This is a genomic window from Grimontia sp. AD028, from assembly GCF_000973155.1.
Taxonomy (GTDB): domain Bacteria; phylum Pseudomonadota; class Gammaproteobacteria; order Enterobacterales; family Vibrionaceae; genus Enterovibrio; species Enterovibrio indicus.
In genome coordinates this window covers 39510-60458 of record NZ_LASY01000008.1, presented here as the reverse complement: position 1 = coordinate 60458, position 20949 = coordinate 39510, and the positions used below count along the sequence as shown (strand labels likewise).

Genomic DNA, 20949 nt, shown 5'->3' with positions numbered 1-20949 from the left:
AGCAAATCAGTCAGGACCTCTGCCTCAGACATTTCTCAACCAAAAGCACGAATATTTCATGCAACTAACTTATTAATCAACAAAAAACATGATCACGTTCTAACTTTGTAGTGACGGCTGGTATTACACCAACTGCATCATAATGAAGACAAAACTTATAAAGTTAGAAAGGAAGAGGTTTGATATGAAGTATTTTTACTCGATAGGTGCTGCTATCACACTGGCTTTTAGCATCAATGCATCTGCTTATGTAGTGGATGGTACTGAAGTAACTGTACCTAAGGAGATAATGCAGCAATGTGCGACGATGAACAATTTTTGGGTTTGTGTTGAAAACCAAAAGCGCATCATCGAAGCAAGAAACTAGAACAGACAAAGAGCCCATATCATATGGGCTCTTTTAAGAATCGATGTTTAACGTTCAATCACAGAGTAGTTTCACGCTCACGTATAAATTCAACGGCGCGAGCGATTCGAGAGACAACACGATCTTTACCAATCAAGCTCATCACAGCATCAACTGATGGCGATTGACCTTGACCAGTTACAGCAACACGAAGTGGCATACCCACTTTGCCCATACCCAACTCTAGTTCAGAACAAACATCAGCAATAAGTTGGTGGAGATTTTCAGTGTTCCACTCTTCAAGAGACTCAGCTTTACTGCACGCGAGTTCCAATGCCTCTTTTGCCACAGGGCGAAGGTGCTTTTTCGCAGCGCCAGCCTCAAATTCTTCGAAGTCTTGGTAAAAGTAACGGCATTGTTCTGCTAGTTCAATCAAGGTGTTACAGCGCTCTCCGACAAGCTTGATCACATCAGTGATAGCCGGACCGTTGCTAACATCAATCTCTTTCGCATCAAGATGCCACTGCAGGTATTTCGCTACATACTCTGCCTCAGACGTCTTAATGTAGTGGTTGTTCAACCAAAGCAGTTTGTCCGTATTGAATGCAGAAGCCGACTTACTAACCGATTCAAGGTTAAACAGACTAATCATCTCCTCCAAAGAGAAGATTTCCTGATCCCCATGGGACCAACCAAGACGGACAAGATAGTTCAGCAATGCTTGAGGCAGGTAACCGTCATCTCGGTATTGCATCACACTCACTGCGCCATGGCGTTTTGAGAGTTTTGCGCCATCATCACCCAGAATCATTGAGCAATGTGCGAACTCTGGTACTGCCGCACCAATGGCTTTGTAAATGTTGATCTGGCGAGGAGTGTTGTTGATGTGATCTTCACCACGAACAACCTGAGTAATACCCATATCCCAGTCATCAATGACCACACAGAAATTGTATGTCGGGCTGCCATCGGTTCGACGAATAATCAGATCATCTAACTCACTGTTTGCGATTTCGATGCGGCCACGGATTTTGTCATCAAAAACCACAGAGCCGTCTTTCGGGTTGCGGAAACGAATACAAAATGGAGATTCTTCCGTTGCAGCTTGATTTGCAGCCAGCACTTTTGGGTGACTTGCGTCGTAGCGTGGTTTTACGCCTGCTTCCATTTGCTCTTCGCGGATTTCATCCAGCAGTTCTTTTGGCGCATAACATTTGTATGCTTTGTCTTCTGCAAGCAATTGATCTACAACTTCGTTATATCGATCGAAGCGTTTAGTTTGATAGTAAGGACCTTCATCCCAATCAAGTCCCAGCCACTCCATGCCTTCGATGATGGCATCGATAGCTTCTTGGGTTGAGCGCTCTAGATCAGTGTCTTCAATTCGAAGTACAAACTCACCATTTGCGTGCTTTGCACAAAGCCAGGAATATAGTGCAGTACGCGCACCACCTACATGCAAGAAGCCTGTTGGGCTTGGAGCGAAGCGAGTTTTGACTGTCATTTTACCACCTAAGTTATCTAAAAACGTGGGAGCCGTGTTTTGGGGCGCTATTGTATCATCGGCCTTCTCAGACACAATTCCTGACGGAGATATTTTTCTTAGCTTCATCCCTCAATTTTAATCGGGATACCTACCTTATTTTTTGAAGCAAAAGTAGAATCATCCAAACATATCAGCAAAAGCACTAGCATTGGCTTTGTAAGGAGTAAAGGTGTTAAAAAAATCAGTCCTAGCAATAACTGTTTTAGGTATCAGTACAAGTGTTTTCGCAGACGTCTCTGTAAAAATCCCCAATGGTGTACAGGTGTTAGTGGAGAATGGAAATGAAACAAATTTTTCTAATCTAGGGTTCGATTCAAAGGACACCGTCATTTTTCCTAATGGTAATAACCAATTGGTTTTTAGGCTGTCCCATATTGTTCAAGAATCTGGAAGTAAGAAAACCAAGTATAAATCTGTTCCTATGATAGCAACATTTACAGCGAATGATACCACGCTTAATCTTAAGATTAACAAAAGGATAACTACGCTTGACGAAGGGCGGACGTTCAATAAAAAACCTAATTTTACTATCGAGGATAACGGGTCACCTATAGAGGTAAAATCTGATGTTCTACCTGTGGGGTTTGACTTAATGACTGATTTTTCGGCTTTAATGCGAACTTATAACGAAGGTGATCACTTAGCTAGCTGGAAATTGGAAGATGATTTTTCAGTAGTACAAAAAAAGACTCCTGTACAAATGAATAACCTAGACACTTCAACTTTTAGCTCAACAACTGAAAATAGCGGAAACGTTGAATCAGAGCAAATGCTTAAGTTTTGGTTTTCTCAAGCAAGTTCACAAGAGCAAAAGAACTTCCTAAGCTGGGCAATACAAAACGTGAAACAGCAATAAGGCATAGTTGAAAAAAGCTTTTCTATTTGATTAGTATTTAGCCAACCATAAGAACAATGTAAGACGCCACCTGAAGTGCAGGTGGCTTTGAAACGGCCCTCTAGAAGGGGGCTGTCGACATTAATGTTTTATATCTAACTCCATTTGGCGTAGCTCCTCTTCCTTGGCAACCTTGTCTTGATATCTTACGTATCTTCTAATTATCTCTTCTTTAGCTCCTACAGAATCGACAATGTATCCCCTTTGCCAGAAGTGGCTACCCCAGAGTTTCTTCTTTCTCAAGTACGGAAATTTGGCAAACAGCTTTATCGGTGTTCTACCTTTTACAAATCCTACTAGCTCCGAAACGCTCAAGCTCGGAGGCGTTGTCACCACCAATTGAACATGATCTATTTGAACGTTCAACTCGACTATTCGGCATTTCTTCATGCTGAAAAATACATGGATACATCGGTAAACCTCCTTTGCAACATTACCCTTCAGTATTTTAAATCTGTATTTCGGGGTCCAAACTATATGATACTGACAGCGATAAAATACATGCGATGATGAGTCATATCTGCTCATGCTATTTACTTCTCCGATTTGCTGGTAACAAACGAGGACAGTATCTAGAATGAGCTCTTTACGGGCTTAGCCCCGATTAAACGATCACCACCTCCATAGGGGGTGGTTTAAGACTGACAACAAAAAGCCCGGCACTAGCCGGGCTTGGTTCTATTGGTTCTATATAAGTACTGCTTAGAAGTAGTATTCCAGACCGAAACGCCAGCCCAGATCACTATCTTGGTTAGCACCGTCTTTGTCTAAGTGCACCAAACGGCCGTAAACTACTGCTGATGGGTCGAGGCTATACATCAGCTGAGCAGTAATAGCGCGCGTACCTGTATCAGCTTGCTTAACACCACCATTTTCGAAGTCGTTTGCTTGCGCATAGTTGAAGTTAGCAGTCCAGTAATCGGCGAATACAGCGTAAGCGCCAAACTTATATGCGTCCTGAGATGCTTTTGTCTGCGCGTTGTCTTCCGGATCAACTTCACCAGTTACGTATGCAGTGTGGAAACCAAAACCATCAAAGTCAAAGTTTGCACCTAAAACATATGCTGTTGCGTCACCGCGGCCTTTAGTTGCGCTGATTTCTCGGTCATCAACTTGTTCTAGACCAGCTTTACCGGTAAAGAAACCTGCTGTGTACTGAAGGCTACCACCATAAACGTTTGAGCCTTTTACACTCTCCTCACCACGGCCAGCTGCCAGAGAGAAAGAGAAGCCAGACAGGTTTGCAGAGTCGTATCGAGCCATATTTGGCTGGCGATCGTAGTTGATTGAACCTGGGTTAGAAATGCTAAAACCAGCACCTGAAGATTGACCAGTGTAACCATCAACAACTTCGAAGAAAGGCGTCAAGAGTCGACCAAAACGAACTTTACCTGCTTCTTCAAGATCCAGTCCTAGGTATGTATCGCGAACACCCAAACCGCTACCTGAACCATCATCACCTACGTTACCACCTTCCATTTGCCAGAAGATTTTTGGTCCACGCTCGAAATCTTTTGTACCACGAACACCGATTCGAGAATCGTTATCAAATTCGATCTTACCAGCGTTTTCGTCAGTTGTGTCTGTAACAGCGTTTTGAGCGACAGACACAGCAACTTGACCGTATATATCAAATGCTGCTTCAGCCAGTACTGAAGTTGAACCAAATGCAGCAGCAGTTACTGCAGCAGCTACGATAGAACGCTTAAACATCTTTTCCATGGAAAATAACTCCTAAAGGGATTTTTCAGAATTCCAAGTCATCGCCGTTATGGTTGGCCGCCGTAGCAATGACTCGTTTATTCAATTTTCTAAAACGACTCAATTTCATTGCTTTAGATTTTTTGTCACCGATTGAACTCTCCCTCAACCGATGAGTCTCAGACTACTTTCACCTGAAAAAACATCAACGAGAACTTTATTTGTTATTAAAAAAATATGACTCGGTGCAAAGTTCCATCCATGTTCGTGATCGAGATCCCTTATTTAGATAAACACATAAAAATAAAAACATAAAACATTAAGAAACAATCACTTGTGATCATTTCACAGTCTGTAAAAACACTAAAAACACTGTATTGAGATCGTTATCACATATTCATTTTCGAGACATAAAAACGAATTTCCAGTCGTTTTAATGGTCAAATTTCACCTCGTAAAATATCTGAATTGGATCGCAAAAGCGCTAGGGGCGGGGCATAAAAAAACGCCAGCATGATGCTGGCGTTTGTGGAGGATTGGTATTTAATGAAATTAACGTGACAGCAATCTCACCATTCCGTCTTCATCCAGAATTTCAATGCCAAGTTGCTGGGCTTTAGCCAACTTAGAGCCGGCGGCTTCACCAGCAATCAAGAGATCGGTTTTTGCAGACACGCTGCCCGTCACTTTCGCACCTAACGCTTGAAGGGCTGCCTTTGCATCATTGCGGGACATTTGTGAGAGGGTTCCTGTCAGAACAACAATTTTACCCGCCAATGGTTGAGGTTCATTTTCGTCTCGCTGTTCAATGGCAGGCCAGGTAATGCCACTTTCCAGCAAGGCATCAATCACTTCTTTGTTGTGCTCTTCATTAAAGAAATTCACCACATGTTTAGCGACAATGACGCCCACATCCTGCACTTCGACTAACTGTTCTTCTGTCGCGTCTCGAATCGCGTCGAAGGTGAAGAAGTGATTAGCCAGGTTTGCTGCTGTTGCCTCTCCCACTTCCCTGATGCCTAGAGAGTAAATAAAGCGCGGCAGTGTGGTTTCTTTAGCTTTTGCCAGTGCATCCACAAGGTTTTGTGCAGATTTTGGTCCCATACGGTCGAGCATGGTCACTTGACCCGCTGTGAGCTTGAACAAATCCGCGGGTGTGGTGATCAGTTCTTTTTCAATTAACTGCTCAACAATTTTGTCGCCAAGCCCATCGATATCCAAGGCTTTACGCGAAGAGAAATGCTTAATGGCCTCCTTGCGTTGTGCACGGCAAATCAAACCACCTGTACATCGAGCAACTGCCTCTCCTTCGACGCGTTCAACGTGAGATTGGCAAACCGGACAAGCATCTGGGAAAACCACATCTTTTGCATCATCAGGGCGACGGCTATCCACGACGCTAACGATTTGTGGGATCACATCGCCTGCACGGCGAATAATGACGGTATCGCCAATTTTTACGCCAAGACGCGCAATCTCATCCGCATTATGCAATGTAGCGTTCGAAACCGTTACGCCGCCGACAAACACAGGTTCCAGTTTAGCAACCGGCGTAATAGCACCGGTACGGCCAACCTGAAACTCAACATCTTGTAATACAGTGATTTCTTCCTGAGCAGGGAACTTATAGGCAATGGCCCAGCGTGGTGCCCGGGCGACGAAACCTAAACGCTCTTGAGTATCAATGGCGTCAACTTTTATCACCACACCGTCAATTTCATACGGCAAGTCATTGCGACGCGCGCCAATATCCTGATAGTAGGCTTTGACGTTTTCGATGCCTTCAACTTTTTTGACTTCCGGACTGAGTGGGATGCCCCAGGTTTTCAGTTGTTCTAAACGACCAATATGGGAATCACCAAACGCTTCGGACATCACACCCACTGAGTAGGCATAGAAACGAAGAGGACGGGTTGCGGTAATTTTGGGGTCTAGCTGACGAAGGCTTCCAGCCGCGGCATTGCGCGGGTTCGCAAATGCTTTTTCACCTTTTTTGATGTTTTTTTCGTTAAGTTTTTCAAAGCCTTCCTTAGGCATGAAGACTTCGCCACGCACTTCCAATCGCTGAGGCCAGCCTTCCCCTTGAAGCTGCAAGGGAACATTGCGGATGGTACGGACATTGTGAGTGATGTTCTCACCTGTCGCACCGTCACCACGGGTAGCGGCTTGTACCAGAACACCATTCTCATACATCAAGCTCACTGCCAGACCATCCAGCTTAGGCTCACAGCTAAAGATGAAGTCACCTGAGATGTTCAGTCTGTCCTTCATGCGCTTTTCAAATGCTTCAAGCTCTTCATCACCGAAGGCATTGTCGAGAGACAGCATTGGAATTTCGTGACGAACCTGTTCAAAGGCACCTAACGGGGCACCGCCAACACGCTGGCTTGGCGAATCTGCCGTCATCAACTCTGGATACTCGGCTTCTATCGCCAGCAGTTCTTGCATCATGCGGTCATATTCCGCATCCGGAAGTTCGGGTTTGTCTTCGACGTAGTAAAGGTGGCCGTGATAGTTAAGCTGCGTTTTCAGCGACTGCAGTTTTTGTTGAATTTCCGTGGTCATCAATGCTGCCTAGTTTGCTTCACCACTTTTTGTGGCTTGGATATTGAGAATGTGGGCCAGTATACCCGAACTCCCATAGGGCGCGAAAATACCGCTTGTTGATAATGCATCCAAGCGATTATGATGCTGGCAGATTTATCATTGAGTGACACCATGAAGGGTAACGCATTAAGACACAACGGCTGTTGGGGCACTTTGCTCGCGTTGCTGCTTGTCTTTTTTTCGCTGCCATCATTCGCGGCAGACTCTGTCGACACTAACAGCGATCACTCAAACTGTCTGGTGGTCACTCAGCATGAAGCCCAGACATCAGCACAAGATGCGCTCACTTCGTTAAATGCTGAGCACAGGGCTCCTGCTAAATCGCTCACACCAAACCTATCCACCTTACTCAGAAACGGTTCCTGGCTGCCAGAAAGGCTCGCCAACACTGAACCTGAATATGAACTGGTTATCGAGCTGGCAAACGTTGCCACTTTGCTTGATTACTATCATTACGATGACACTTTCAGCCACTGGCACGACTGGACTCGCTCTCCCCCTGCGACCAGGCACCGTATCGCGGGCTGGAAAGATTCCAATCTGCAATACCGGTTCATTTCTCAAGCTCAAGCCTGAACTTCAAATCCCAGCTGATTTCCATCGGCGAACTAAACACGTCCACGCAGTGGACTAAAGATTTGACGTATTTGCCGTAAATGTTTAGCGGTGACGAGCGAGAGCTATGCAAAAAAACACTCAAAATACTAAGCCAAAAAGAACAGGTCGAACGACTCTGTTAAATCACTATCCTGCATGGAAATACGTGGTGCTTATCACCACCATCATCATTATGTTGTTCAGCGCTCTGCCGTCTTGGTTTGGCGAAAGCCCAGCCATCATGATTTCCCACAAAGGGAATACACCATCGGCTGTCGCGATCAAAAGCATTCTGGATAACAAAGATGTCGACGTGACGCGTATTGACCAACAAGGCAACAAAACCACCGTGGTGCTGGGCAATGCATCCCAACAAAATGCGGCTAAGCAGATTTTGGCAAAACGTATGCCGGGAGATGACACCGTGACACTGGCCATGGTGCCAGCAGCACCAGCTTGGCTACTGGAGATGGGTTTCAAGCCAATCAAGCTTGGTCTTGACCTTCGCGGCGGCGTGCAATTCCTGCTGGATGTCGACATGCAGCAAGTTTTCCATACTCATGCAACACAAGCCGCTGATGCGGTCCGCGAGCACGCGCGCGAGCTTCGAGTCCGTGGTGTGCGCGTTCAGGTTAATGCCGATGGTGATTTAAAAATCGTTGCACCATCCAGTACTTCTGAAGGCGAGCTGCGTCAATTCCTCCGCGAGCAATATCCTCAATGGGAAGTAAAAGGTAACGGTGACAACACCCTGACAATGAGTTTGAAAGAAGCGGAAAAGCAAACACTCACTAACCTGACTGTGCAACAGAACCTGCAAACCATGCGTTCTCGTATTGAGGAGCTAGGCATTACAGAAGCAGCGGTTCAGCGCCAGGGCGAACACCGTATCCGTATCGAACTGCCAGGCGTTCAAGACCCTGCCGCCGCCAAAAACGTGATTGGCGCAACTGCAAGTCTTGCATTCTATGAAGTGGTGAGTGATTACAAACCTGGCTCCATGGTGATCCCAGAGCAAAACGGTCGCCCGGTGCATGTTAACCGCAAGCCGGTTCTGTCAGGTGAGCACATTGTCGACGCGCGCGCCAGCATGGGTGAAATGGGCATGCCAGAAGTGAACATTTCGCTGGATTCAACCGGCGGTAAGAAAATGTCTGACTTCTCAGCGCAGCATATCGGCAAACCTATGGCGACGGCTTACAGCGAATACAGCCGCAATGCAGAAGGTAAAACTGAGCAAGAAACGTCTATCATCAGCGTGGCGACCATTCAGTCCCAACTGGGTAACCGTTTCCGCATTACCGGCGTCGGTACCCTGCCTGAAGCGCAGGATTTAGCGCTATTGCTGCGTGCTGGCTCTCTCACTGCACCAGTAACCATCGTTGAAGAGCGCACCATTGGCCCTTCGTTAGGTGCAGAGAATATTCAAAACGGCTTTGCAGCGCTCGCAATGGGGATGGGGTTAACCCTGCTGTTTATGGCGGTGTGGTACCGCAAGCTTGGCTGGGTGGCGAACCTCGCCCTTGTCGTCAATATGGTGATGCTACTGGGTCTGATTGCCCTGCTTCCTGGCGCAGTACTCACGCTGCCAGGTATCGCAGGCCTGGTGCTTACCGTCGGTATGGCGGTAGATACCAATGTGCTGATCTTCGAACGAATAAAAGAAAAAGTCCGTGAAGGAAGAATCCTGGCTCAATCGATTGATTTGGGTTTCAGCAGTGCGTTTGCCACTATCCTCGACTCCAACATCACCACACTTATCTCAGCTGCAACCTTGTATGCCATTGGTAATGGCCCTATCCAAGGTTTTGCTCTGACATTGGGCTTAGGTTTGTTGACCAGTATGTTTACCGGAATCTTTGCGTCACGCGCAGTGATCAATCTGGTTTGGGGTAGAGATTCACGTCGCGGTGTGAGGGTATAACGATGATTACGATGAAAAACGCAACAAAACTTCGCCGTATTGGCAGCCTGATTTCCTGTGTACTCATGGTGCTTTCTATCTTTACCTTGAGCACCAAGGGCCTCAATTTCGGTCTCGATTTTACCGGCGGTATGATCAGTGAAGTTCAACTGGACTCAACGCTAACTGCCAACCAAATTCAGGACAAACTGGAAGCTGCGCTCAAACAGCCTGTGACCGTGGTGTCAGCCGGAGAAGCTGGTGATTGGGTACTTCGTTACGCCGCGCCGGAGAAATTGAGTGAGCAGCCTGAGCTCAAGCCTATACTCGAATCTTTCTCACAAACTGTTGAGATGATTAACGTCAGTCTGGTCGGCCCACAAGTTGGTCAAGAACTGGCAGAGCAAGGTGGGTTGGCCGTGCTTATTACTCTGTTGGTGATTCTGGGTTACCTGAGTTTCCGCTTCGAGTGGCGACTGGCATCCGGCGCACTGCTGGCGCTGGTACATGATGTCGTTCTCCTGCTGGGCTTTTTCTCTATCACAGGAATGGAGTTCAACCTGACAGTGTTGGCAGCACTCTTGGCCGTGCTGGGTTACTCGCTGAATGATTCCATCATCATCTCTGACCGGATAAGGGAACTGCTGAAAGCAAACGTAACCTTGCCAATTGCAGAGCTCAACAACCGCGCAATTGCTTCTACTATGTCCCGCACGCTCATCACCTCAGGAACCACACTGATTTCTGTCGGATCTCTTTGGCTGTTGGGAGGAGAGCCGCTATATGGTTTCTCCATCACCATGTTTATCGGTATTGTCGCCGGTACCTGGTCAACCATGACGGTCGCGACCATTATTCCGGAAATGACAAACTTGCGTCCCGAACATTACATGCCAACGCCTGTATCCGACGCGCCTTAATACTGTTCTTCCCAAGCCCGCTTCTGCGGGCTTTTTTATACCCACTCCGACATCCTGTAAGCAATGTCTAACAAACACGGTCACTTACATATTAGGTATGACTGCCGCTTGCAATCAGTCAGCGCGCTCAACAGAATGCTGTGCAAAATTGGATCAAATTTTTAGGCCATGTATCACCACACTTCAATAAAAAGCACTCGAGTAATCATCGCTTTACTTGCTTTGATGTTTTTTGCGACGCTACCAGTGAAAGCCCAGGCACCGGATACCGGATGGCTGACAAACCCTGCTCACCCACCGGTCAAAGCCCGCGTTGTGCTGACTGGCAATGCCAATGAATCAACCAACGCCGTTGAAGGCTTTCTGGAAATCAACCTCTCCGGTGACTGGAAAACCTACTGGCGCTCCCCCGGAGAAGGCGGCGTAGCGCCGAGTCTAAATTGGCAAGCATCAGACAACATCAAAGATGTGGACTGGCAATGGCCTGCTCCACAACGCTTCGATTTGTTGGGTATTGATACGCTGGGCTACACAGGCGATATCATTTTTCCCATCACGCTATACGTTGAGGACATCAACAAACCAGCAAACTTTGCAGGTACCTTAACGGTCTCTTCCTGTACCACAGTGTGTGTGCTCACGGACTACGAGTTTGAACTGGCATTTACACCAAACAATCTAAAACCCAATGCAGAGTTGCTGCACACGCATGCGCAGGCCGCTAGCCAAGTCCCTAAAGCATCACCTCAACTGAAAAATATCAGCGCCGTATGGGATGATACAAAACAGCAACTGCAAGTTTCCGCAAGTAAGATCATCGATTGGCAATCACCCGATATCATTGTTGATGGCAGTTCGGACGCACTAACCGATGTGGCTTTTTCTGTGCCGACAATCTCAGTGAATGGCGAGACCGTCACCGCTACCTACTCCGCCAGCAGTTGGATGAAACAGCCTGCGTTAGCCGATGAAATGGTGACCATCACATTTATTGACAAAGATTTTCTGGCTGAACAGAAAATCACGGCAAAGGCGGGAACCATTGTTGAGGTAGTACCGGATTTTTCCTTTACATCTGCCATTGCCTTCGCGCTGTTAGGTGGGCTTATTCTTAATATCATGCCTTGTGTGTTGCCGGTGCTTGGCCTAAAACTAAGCAGCGTGATCACCGCTCAGGGTCTGGCGAAAGTACAAATACGTAAACAATTTCTTGCCTCAGCGGCGGGGATCTTGTTTTCATTTTGGCTACTCGCTGCCTTCCTGCTCACCCTAAAACTCACTGGTAACGCGATCGGTTGGGGCATTCAATTCCAAAGCCCACTGTTTATCGGTGTGATGGTGGCGATTACGACACTGTTTGCTGCCAACATGTTGGGATTACTCGAGATCAGACTGCCCTCTTCAGCAAATACCTGGCTGGCAACCCGGGGGGATAACTCCTATGTCGGGCACTTTACCCAAGGCATGTTTGCCACATTACTTGCTACCCCGTGCTCTGCGCCGTTTCTTGGTACCGCGGTTGCATTTGCTCTAACCGCATCAACGCCAACCCTGTTTGCGATTTTCTCCGCGCTAGCTGTCGGTATGGCGCTGCCTTGGTTACTCGTAGCCGCCATGCCTTCCCTAGCAATGAAATTGCCAAAACCAGGCGCTTGGATGAACCGAGTGAAGTGGTTATTTGGCTTTATGATGCTCACAACCAGCGTCTGGCTGCTGACATTGCTGGCCAATCATTTATCGCTGCTTTGGCTTATCATCCTGAGCTTCATCGTCATTGCCTTTTTCATCACCAGAACCCACAAAGTTCACGGTAAAAAAACAGCAGTAATCATCAGTGGCGTGTGCATTTTTCTGACGGCTGTGACGCTTGTAATTGCAAGCCTTACAGCCTCTAAATGGGTGACGCCTCTCCCACCTGATTTGGCGTGGCAAAAGCTCGATGAATCGCGGATAGCGCAAGAAGTGAATGCAGGAAACACCGTGTTTGTGGATGTTACTGCAGATTGGTGTATCACCTGTAAAGCAAACAAAATCGGTGTTTTACTGCAAGAGCCCGTCTACTCCAGACTTCAAGCCGAAGATATGGCGATATTTCAGGGTGATTGGACTTCTCCCAACGGTTATGTGACCGACTATCTGCGTAAATACGGCCGCTATGGTGTGCCTTTCAATATTGTTTATGGCCCAGCCGCGCCAGAAGGCATCCCGCTTCCTGTCGTGCTGTCGAGTGAAGATGTCATTCGTGCCATCAATCATGCTAAAGGAGGTTGAAACCATGGACACTCCAAGAGACAAGAGTAAATGGAAAAAGCCCGGATTCTGGATAAAGGAAATCCTTACACTAGTGATCTTGTTTTCCGTTGTTTCATTCGCTGTGGATCTTTGGCGCAGTCAGGACATGCCGAACGAGCAGTTGCCAAATGTTGCCTTACAGGATCTGTCAGGTGAAACCATAGATATAGTCGCCCTAAGTGAAGAAAAGCCCGTGGTTTTGTACTTTTGGGCTACATGGTGTGGCGCATGCAAATTTGTGACGCCAACCGTGGATTGGTTAGCGAAAGATCATGAGGTCGTCTCTGTTGCGATCACTTCAGGCTCAAATGATCGTGTTGCGGCCTACCTTCAACATCGCGACCTAAAATTCGCCACCATCAATGATGAGCGAGGATCATTGTCAGGTATGTGGGGCGTGCGCGCGACGCCGACCATAGTGATTGTTAAAGGCGGCAAAATCGCATCTATCACCACCGGTATCACCACACCACCCGGTTTATTGGCTCGCCTTTGGTTGGCTTGACCCATCGCTTTCACAGGCACTTTTCAAACAAAATACCCGGCCATTGATTAGTGACATGAATTCCTAATCATGCCGGGCATTTTTCATATCTATGAAAATTTGGAAAACCTTTTTCGAGCCACCTTTAATTTGTAGAAACCGACAAAATCCCGCCGCCTAATTTTCAACCAAATCAGTGTGTAATAACAAAAAAGCAACAAAAACAACCAACACTGAGAGGAAACAACATGTTACGCACTCGACTACTCCCTTTGGTGGCAGTGGTATCGGCGACAATACCTCAACTCGCCTTTGCACACGGCTATATGGACTATCCACCCGCACGTCAGGAAATTTGTGACAGCGACGGTGGCTACTGGGAATCAACTGACGGCTCAACCATTCCTAACGCGGCTTGTCGCGCTGCTTTTAAAGAGTCCGGCTGGTATCCGTTTGTGCAAAAGCCGGAGTTTGCAAAACTCGTTTCTAATTTCACTAATCAAGCTGCTGTTGAAGCCGGAGTACCAGATGGCGCACTGTGTTCGGCAGGTGACCCGAAAAAAGCCGGTATCGACATTCCTTCTTCTGAATGGCAAGCCACACCGATTGACCCAAGCTTGAACGGGAAGCTAACCCTTCTATACCGTGCATCAACGCCTCACAACCCGAGCTTCTGGAAATTCTACCTCTCAAACGCCGCCTACAATTCGGCAACTGATGCATTGAAATGGTCAGATCTGGATTTGATTGCGGAATTTGGCAATGTACCCGTTGTGATAATCAACGAGAAAAAGTACTACCAAATGACTATCACCCTGCCAACAGACCGCACCGGCAACGCAGTGCTTTATTCACGCTGGCAGCGCGATGACCCAGCAGGCGAAGGCTTCTACAACTGTTCAGACATCAGCTTTGGTGGCGACATCGTTGTTCCGACATGGCAAAGCCTTGGTGCAGCAGTCAAAGCAACTGACGACGCCAATAATGGAGATACCGTCTGGTTCCGCGTTTTCGATGGAAGTGGGACAGAAACCGTGTTCGAAAAGGTCGCTATTGACGTGACAAACCAAGACGAATCGGTTTGGGCTTCTCAGCTAGCAGATATCATCAACAATGGTTCGACCGGTGTTCGCCTCGGTAAACTCTCACAAGACGGTTTGGTATCTTGGGACAGCGCCGACCTATACGGCAATCTGGTTTACGTGAAAGACCAAAGCGCTACCTTCCAGCTCGATATCAAACGGGAAGTCGTGAACAACGTACCGGCTCTCAACGCCCCGCTGGCAGTGAGTGTAGAAAGCGGTCAATCTACTCAAATTGCTGTTTCAGCAACAGATGCTGACAACGATGTACTGACATTCAGTGCTAGCCAAGGCACTGTGACCGTCACTGGCAATGATGCAACCATCAGTTACACTGCGCCAGCAACCACCACTGACCTTAACGACACGATTACTGTGACAGTCACTGACGGCACGGCCAGTGCTGAGGCTGTGATCAGCGTAAACGTGAAAGGTAGCGGCAGCACAGGCGGTGAAACAAACTGGGATGCGAATGCGACCTACCTGGCTGGCGATAAAGTGACACACTTTGGCGTAACTTATACGGCGCAGTGGTGGAACAAAGGTGAGGAGCCGGGAACGTCTTCCGTATGGGTAGCGGACAAAGGTGCTGGCGACCAAGCCTGGAGTAAAGATATTGCCTACAGCGGCGGCGATACTGTGGTTTATGAGACGAAGACCTACAAAGCGAAGTGGTGGACCAAAGGCGATCTACCAACGAATGGCGGGCCTTGGGCGGAAGTTAAATAACACACTCTTCCTTAATGCTGCTGATACAAAAAACGCCCCTGAAGGGGCGTTTTTCTTTGTTCTGTCAGATTCAATCAGGCGTGGGCGTGAAACTGCTTAATTTTATCGCGATAACCATCAAGACGCTGTGGTGTCATCATATTGCGGTTATCGTCTGTCACTAAACCACCAAGCTGATCAGCAACTTGTTGGGCAGTTTGAAGCATGAGCTTAAAGTTCTGCTCGGCTTCACCGTAACAAGGCAGCGTCATAAACAGAGTAATGCCCGGTGTGGTGAACTGATGAATCGTTGCCAGCGGGAAGCTACCAGGGTTAAACATGTTTGCCGCGCTAAACAAAACTTTACCTGTACCAGCTAAATCTGCATGACGGTGGAAAATTTCCATCTCACCAAAAATCATACCGTGTTGCTCAAGGCAGTTAATCAGCTCTTCGCCATCAAACTCACTGTTATTTGCAGCCTGAACGTTCATGATCAGTACCTGCTGCTCTGGCTCTTTTGGTGTTTCTTCTTCAACTTGTGGTACATCATCAACAACAGTTTCTGAAGCGTCTTTATCTTCCGCAAAAGAAACGTTTTCTGGTGCTTCAATCACTGGCTCTGCGACTGCGTCAACAACAGGGGCTTCTTCCTGAGGCGTTTGAATCGACTGCACAGGCACATCAGTCGCTTTATCTGCATCGCTGTCGTCAGCAGAAAATGTCGGCAAAGGAACATCGTCATCCTTCTCTTTTGCTGACATGTCTTCACTCTGTCCAGCAAAAAGAGGATCGATATCAGGTTTATCACCAAAATTCAGACCTGGCTCTTTGCGCTCAGTTTTAGGCTTGTCGCTACTACCGGACTTGATCACTCGAACTGAACCAATACCGTCCTGATCAAATCCTGTCTCATCTTTTTCTCTTAATTTACCAATTGGCTTTTCGCCAAACTTCGCGGGCTTTTCCTTACGGCTTGTCCACAAGCCATGAAGCAACAACGCGGCGATAGCCACCGCACCCAAAATGATTAAAACAAGGCGCAATTCCTGCATCATTTAATCTCAGCATTTATCCAATTAACGACGAGAGTCCGCAAGCGGTTGTGACCTATCTAAACACCTTGGTACAACCTTTGGCAATGTCGCACATACAAATTGCTGACTACTGTACCAAAAAGCGTATGAAAGTTAACGTCCATACCGCGAGAACACTGAAAAAGTCACTGTTCTGACAGTGAAAACGCGCCCAATGCGCATTTTCACTCACTTCACTATGCTGTTTGACAATGGCGCGGTTCAATAATTCACCAGTGGCGTAAATTGCCATTATCTGGTCTTAGACGTTAACATTCTCTCATCACGAGGCTTCGATAGCGTTGCTGCATCGCTAGCTGGAACATCAAGATTGCGTTTTAAATCCCCGAAAATCCAAGGTTTCACAGCAATACGCCATCGCCTGTAAAATGAAGTCAAAGTTGGCTTAGTTCCTGCTTTAGCAATAAAAACATTCAATTTTTGCCTTTGGGATAGGCACAGAAAGGAGATTCTATGAACCCAACTCAAATGGCTAAGCAGCCGGTATCTGGTGCGAGCTATTTTCTCCGCGGATTTTCGCTCATGTTTACGCCCGGGATCCGTCGCTTTGTGATTATTCCGTTGGTCGTAAACCTGCTTTTGATGGGTACCCTAATTGGTGTCGTGCTTTCTCAGCTCAGTGATTGGATTAATGGTTGGTTATCCTATTTACCTGAAATGCTGAATTGGCTCTCGTATGTCTTGTGGCCTCTGCTGGCAATAGCAAAATTGGTTATCTGTTCTTACTTTTTCAGTACCGTTGCCAACTGGATTGCGGCCCCTTTTAACGGCCTACTGGCTGAACATCTGGAAGCTAAGTTGACAGGCAAGCGTCCACCCGACGATGGCATTACCGGCATCATCAAAGATTTACCCCGTGTGTTTAAACGCGAATGGCAGAAACTTGCTTACTACTTGCCGAAAGCTTTGGGTTTGTTGTTACTAATGTGGATTCCAGCGATTGGCCAAACACTCGGCCCGGTGCTGTGGTTCTTGTTCAGTGCCTGGATGATGGGTATCCAGTATTGTGACTACCCGTTTGATAACCACCGTGTCTCTTTCCCGAACATGAAAGCCACGCTGCGTGACAATAAAGGCTCCACCATGAGTTTTGGCGCTTTGGTGATGTTGTTCACCATGACACCGATTCTCAACCTTTTTGTTATGCCGGCCGCTGTCTGCGGAGCAACGGCGATGTGGGTTGAAAAGTATCGCGGCGATCTCGCCCGCTATTAAACTCACTTCAATATTTCGGAAAAACACCTTTGCTCAACAGAACAAAGGTGTTTTCTGCTTCCAAATACACTATTTAGTGTTACCCGCATCTGAAACCATGCTGATAACAATAAGATATAACTAACGATTACTTTGCTTTCAGCCAAATCAGGATATTCTGAAACTCGTATATCCCCTGCAAACCGAAGGAACGAAGAAGATGGGTAAAATTTACGAAGATAATTCAACCACTATCGGCAACACGCCGCTTGTACGTCTTAACCGTGTATCAAACGGCAAAGTGCTGGTAAAAATTGAAGCTCGCAACCCTAGCTTTAGCGTTAAATGCCGTATCGGTGCAAACATGATTTGGGATGCAGAGAAAAGCGGCAAGCTGAAGCCTGGTGTTGAACTGGTTGAGCCAACCAGTGGTAACACAGGTATCGCGCTGGCTTATGTTGCTGCAGCCCGTGGTTACAAACTGACTCTGACCATGCCTGAGTCAATGAGCCTTGAGCGTCGTAAACTGCTGAAAGCACTCGGTGCAAACTTGGTACTGACCGAAGCAGCGAAAGGCATGAAAGGTGCGATTGCTAAAGCAGAAGAAATTGTTGCTGCTGACCCAGCGAAATTCCTGATGCTGCAACAGTTTAACAACCCTGCTAACCCGGAGATCCACGAGAAGACCACAGGTCCTGAGATTTGGGAAGATACTGAAGGCGAAATCGACGTATTCGTATCTGGTGTAGGTACGGGTGGTACGTTGACTGGTGTTAGCCGTTACATCAAAAACACCAAAGGCAAAGCAATCACCACTGTTGCAGTAGAGCCTGCGGAGTCTCCAGTTATCACCCAAACTGTGAATGGTGACGACGTACAACCAGCACCTCACAAAATCCAAGGTATCGGTGCAGGCTTCGTACCTGGCAACCTGGATTTGTCTCTGGTCGACAAAACTGTACTGGTTACCTCTGACGAAGCGATTGCGATGGCACGCCGTCTGATGGAAGAAGAAGGTATCCTGGCAGGTATTTCTTCAGGTGCTGCTGTTGTTGCTGCCAACAAAATTGCAGAATTGCCTGAGTTCGCAGGCAAAAACATCGTAACGATTCTGCCAAGTTCTGGTGAGCGTTACCTGAGTTCTGCACTGTTCGCTGGCATCTTCACAGAGCTTGAAAACCAGCAATAACAGGCCTCGAGCTTCCAAATCCAATCGCATGATTGGCAACAAAAAAGCCCCGTTGGGGCTTTTTTGTTTGATTTTTTAATCCTGCTCTAGTAAAAATTCCCCGCCTTTTATTTTCGGCCTCGAAATTAATCATCGCCTCGAGTGTGAGTCAGGTGTTGTTTTGAGCGAAAATGTCACAAAAGTTTGACTTGGATTAAGCTAGGGCACTCAAATCTTGGTTAGTTTACCGTCCATCGATAGCCAAAACTGGTCAATCAGTTTAAGCTAACCGAAGATTTAATACATAAACCTAAATAAATAATGTATCGGGGTAAAACATGTATCAAAAGCAAGTAGAAATCACTGCTGAAAACGGTCTGCACACTCGTCCTGCGGCTCAGTTCGTAAAAGAAGCGAAAGGCTTCGATGCAAAAATCACCGTAGAGTCTGGCGGTAAAGAAGCAAGCGCAACTAGCCTGTTCAAGCTACAAACTCTGGGTCTGACCAAGGGTACTGTTGTAACTATCAAAGCTGACGGTGCACAAGCTCAAGAAGCAGTTGATCACCTGGTTAAGCTGATGGACGAGCTGGAATAATCCAGCTCTTTTTCTATCCATTAGTATTTCAATTTGATCAATGTAGGGTAAAGCTATGATTTCAGGTATCCTGGCATCTCCTGGTATTGCTTTTGGTAAAGCGCTGCTACTCCAAGAAGACGACATCGTCATCAACAAAAATCCAGTTCCAGCTGACCAGCTAGACGCAGAAATCGCTCGTCTTTACGACGCACGCGAAAAATCTAAACAGCAACTTGAAGTGATTAAAGACAAGGCGCGCGAAACTTTCGGTGAAGAGAAAGAAGCGATCTTTGAAGGTCACATCATGCTGCTTGAAGATGAAGAGCTAGAAGAAGAAATCATAGCTTTCATTAAAGACAACAATGCTTCTACCGAGTACGCGATCTACAGCGTTATCGAAGAGCAAGCAGTCACCCTAGAATCTCTGGACGACGAATACCTGAAAGAGCGTGCAACTGACATTCGTGACATCGGCTCACGTTTTGTTAAGAACGCACTGGGTATCAACATCGTGTCCCTGAGCGCAATCAACGAAGAAGTGATTCTGGTGGCGAACGACCTGACTCCTTCTGAAACTGCGCAAATCAACCTGGACTACGTGCTGGGTTTCATCACCGACATCGGTGGTCGCACGTCTCACACTTCTATCATGGCGCGTTCTCTGGAACTGCCTGCGATCGTTGGCACCAACGACATCACCAAGCGTGTGAACAACGGCGACATGCTGGTTCTTGATGCAATCAACAACACGATTGTTATCAACCCAAGCGAAGAAGAACTGACTAAATTCAAAGCGATCCGTGATGAGTTCATCGCAGAGAAAGAAGAGCTGGCAAAACTGAAAGACCTGCCAGCTGTGACTCTGGATGGCCACCAAGTAGAAGTTTGCGGCAACATCGGTACAGTGAAAGACTGTGATGGCGTTAACCGCAACGGTGGCGAAGGTGTAGGCCTGTACCGCACCGAATTCCTGTTCATGGACCGCGATGCGCTGCCAACTGAAGAAATTCAGTACAAAGCGTACAAAGAAGTTGCAGAAGCAATGCATGGCCACCCAGTGATCATCCGTACTATGGATATCGGTGGTGACAAAGATCTGCCATACATGGATCTGCCAAAAGAAATGAACCCGTTCCTGGGTTGGCGTGCAGTTCGCATCAGCCTGGACCGTCGTGAAATCCTTCGCGACCAGCTGCGTGCTATCCTGCGTGCTTCTGCACACGGTAAACTTCGCGTGATGTTCCCAATGATCATCTCTGTTGAAGAAATCCGTGAGCTGAAAAAAGCGATTGAAGAGTACAAAGCAGAATTGCGAGCTGGAGGTCTGGCATTTGACGAGAACATCGAAATTGGTGTCATGGTTGAAACGCCTGCTGCAGCTGCAATTGCTCACCACCTTGCAAAAGAAGTTGAGTTCTTTAGCATTGGTACAAACGACTTAACCCAGTATACTCTTGCGGTTGACCGTGGTAACGAGCTGATCTCTCACCTATACAACCCACTGTCTCCAGCAGTACTGACCGTAATCAAGCAAGTCATCGACGCTTCTCACAAAGAAGGTAAGTGGACTGGCATGTGTGGTGAGTTGGCAGGCGATGAGCGTGCAACACTGCTTCTGATGGGTATGGGTCTTGATGAGTTCAGCATGAGTGGTATCTCTATTCCACGAATCAAGAAGATCATCCGTAATGCTAACTTTGCTGATGTTAAGGCAATGGCGGAAGAAGCACTGGCAATGCCTACTGCTGCAGAAATTACTGCGCACGTAGATAAATTCATTGCAGAGAAAACTGTCTGCTAAGATACAGCAGCAAAGAATTGATAACGCTTA

Annotated in this window: 17 protein-coding genes; 12 read left to right on the top strand and 5 right to left on the bottom strand. The window is 47.1% G+C overall.

Annotated elements, in window-relative coordinates; translation table 11 throughout:
* Positions 1-184: 184 nt before the first annotated feature.
* On the top strand, positions 185-367 hold the full coding sequence (locus tag RN22_RS02030) for a hypothetical protein (RefSeq protein WP_046302894.1): 183 nt from the start codon (positions 185-187) through the stop codon (positions 365-367).
* Positions 368-425: 58 nt separating this feature from the next.
* Here RN22_RS02030 and gltX read toward each other — a convergent pair whose 3' ends face one another.
* Positions 426-1850 carry a glutamate--tRNA ligase gene (gene gltX / locus RN22_RS02025; RefSeq protein WP_046302893.1) on the bottom strand — a complete coding sequence of 475 codons (1425 nt, stop codon included), beginning with the start codon at positions 1848-1850 and terminating at the stop codon, positions 426-428.
* Positions 1851-2061: 211 nt separating this feature from the next.
* Between gltX and RN22_RS02020 the strand changes: the two genes are divergently transcribed.
* On the top strand, positions 2062-2748 hold the full coding sequence (locus RN22_RS02020) for a DUF2057 family protein (RefSeq protein ID WP_046302892.1): 687 nt from the start codon (positions 2062-2064) through the stop codon (positions 2746-2748).
* A gap of 120 nt (positions 2749-2868) precedes the next feature.
* On the opposite strand, the gene tnpA is transcribed toward RN22_RS02020, so the two are convergent.
* From tnpA to ligA, 3 genes are all read right to left on the bottom strand, one after another.
* Positions 2869-3315 (bottom strand): IS200/IS605 family transposase, encoded by a 447-nt coding sequence (gene tnpA / locus RN22_RS02015; RefSeq protein WP_046302891.1) that lies wholly within the window; start codon positions 3313-3315, stop codon positions 2869-2871.
* 174 nt (positions 3316-3489) lie between these two features.
* Positions 3490-4509: a porin gene (locus RN22_RS02010; RefSeq protein WP_046302890.1), complete on the bottom strand. Its 1020-nt coding sequence runs from the start codon at positions 4507-4509 to the stop codon at positions 3490-3492.
* Positions 4510-5040: 531 nt separating this feature from the next.
* Entirely contained in the window at positions 5041-7053 is a 2013-nt protein-coding gene (gene ligA / locus RN22_RS02005) for an NAD-dependent DNA ligase LigA (RefSeq protein ID WP_046302889.1), read from the bottom strand.
* Between the two features lie 153 nt (positions 7054-7206).
* Between ligA and RN22_RS02000 the strand changes: the two genes are divergently transcribed.
* The 6 genes from RN22_RS02000 (at position 7207) to RN22_RS01975 (ending at position 15102) form a co-directional block, all read left to right on the top strand.
* The gene (locus tag RN22_RS02000; protein ID WP_052737480.1) at positions 7207-7671 is read left to right on the top strand and encodes a hypothetical protein; all 465 of its coding nucleotides are present in this window, start codon (positions 7207-7209) and stop codon (positions 7669-7671) included.
* 106 nt (positions 7672-7777) lie between these two features.
* Positions 7778-9616, top strand: coding sequence for a protein translocase subunit SecD (secD, locus tag RN22_RS01995; protein ID WP_082111339.1), 1839 nt, complete (start codon positions 7778-7780; stop codon positions 9614-9616).
* Between the two features lie 2 nt (positions 9617-9618).
* The gene (gene secF / locus RN22_RS01990; RefSeq protein WP_002537927.1) at positions 9619-10515 is read left to right on the top strand and encodes a protein translocase subunit SecF; all 897 of its coding nucleotides are present in this window, start codon (positions 9619-9621) and stop codon (positions 10513-10515) included.
* A 225-nt stretch (positions 10516-10740) separates the two neighbouring features.
* Positions 10741-12786 carry a protein-disulfide reductase DsbD gene (locus RN22_RS01985; RefSeq protein ID WP_231590830.1) on the top strand — a complete coding sequence of 682 codons (2046 nt, stop codon included), beginning with the start codon at positions 10741-10743 and terminating at the stop codon, positions 12784-12786.
* A 4-nt stretch (positions 12787-12790) separates the two neighbouring features.
* Positions 12791-13312, top strand: a complete 522-nt coding sequence (locus RN22_RS01980) for a protein disulfide oxidoreductase (protein WP_082111338.1) — start codon at positions 12791-12793, stop codon at positions 13310-13312.
* A gap of 227 nt (positions 13313-13539) precedes the next feature.
* Complete coding sequence (locus RN22_RS01975) at positions 13540-15102, top strand: lytic polysaccharide monooxygenase (RefSeq protein WP_046302884.1); 1563 nt, start codon at positions 13540-13542, stop codon at positions 15100-15102.
* Positions 15103-15176: 74 nt separating this feature from the next.
* Here the strand turns inward: RN22_RS01975 and zipA are convergent, their stop codons facing one another.
* A complete protein-coding gene (gene zipA / locus RN22_RS01970) occupies positions 15177-16139 on the bottom strand; it encodes a cell division protein ZipA (protein ID WP_046302883.1) in 963 nt (320 codons plus the stop codon).
* A 492-nt stretch (positions 16140-16631) separates the two neighbouring features.
* Here zipA and cysZ point away from each other — a divergent pair, with 492 nt between their 5' ends.
* From cysZ to ptsI, 4 genes are all read left to right on the top strand, one after another.
* Positions 16632-17393 (top strand): sulfate transporter CysZ, encoded by a 762-nt coding sequence (cysZ, locus tag RN22_RS01965; RefSeq protein WP_046302882.1) that lies wholly within the window; start codon positions 16632-16634, stop codon positions 17391-17393.
* 199 nt (positions 17394-17592) lie between these two features.
* On the top strand, positions 17593-18561 hold the full coding sequence (gene cysK, locus RN22_RS01960; RefSeq protein WP_002537933.1) for a cysteine synthase A: 969 nt from the start codon (positions 17593-17595) through the stop codon (positions 18559-18561).
* A gap of 317 nt (positions 18562-18878) precedes the next feature.
* Positions 18879-19136 carry an HPr family phosphocarrier protein gene (locus RN22_RS01955; RefSeq protein WP_002537934.1) on the top strand — a complete coding sequence of 86 codons (258 nt, stop codon included), beginning with the start codon at positions 18879-18881 and terminating at the stop codon, positions 19134-19136.
* A 55-nt stretch (positions 19137-19191) separates the two neighbouring features.
* A complete protein-coding gene (ptsI, locus tag RN22_RS01950) occupies positions 19192-20919 on the top strand; it encodes a phosphoenolpyruvate-protein phosphotransferase PtsI (RefSeq protein ID WP_046302881.1) in 1728 nt (575 codons plus the stop codon).
* The last annotated feature ends 30 nt before the right edge of the window (positions 20920-20949 follow it).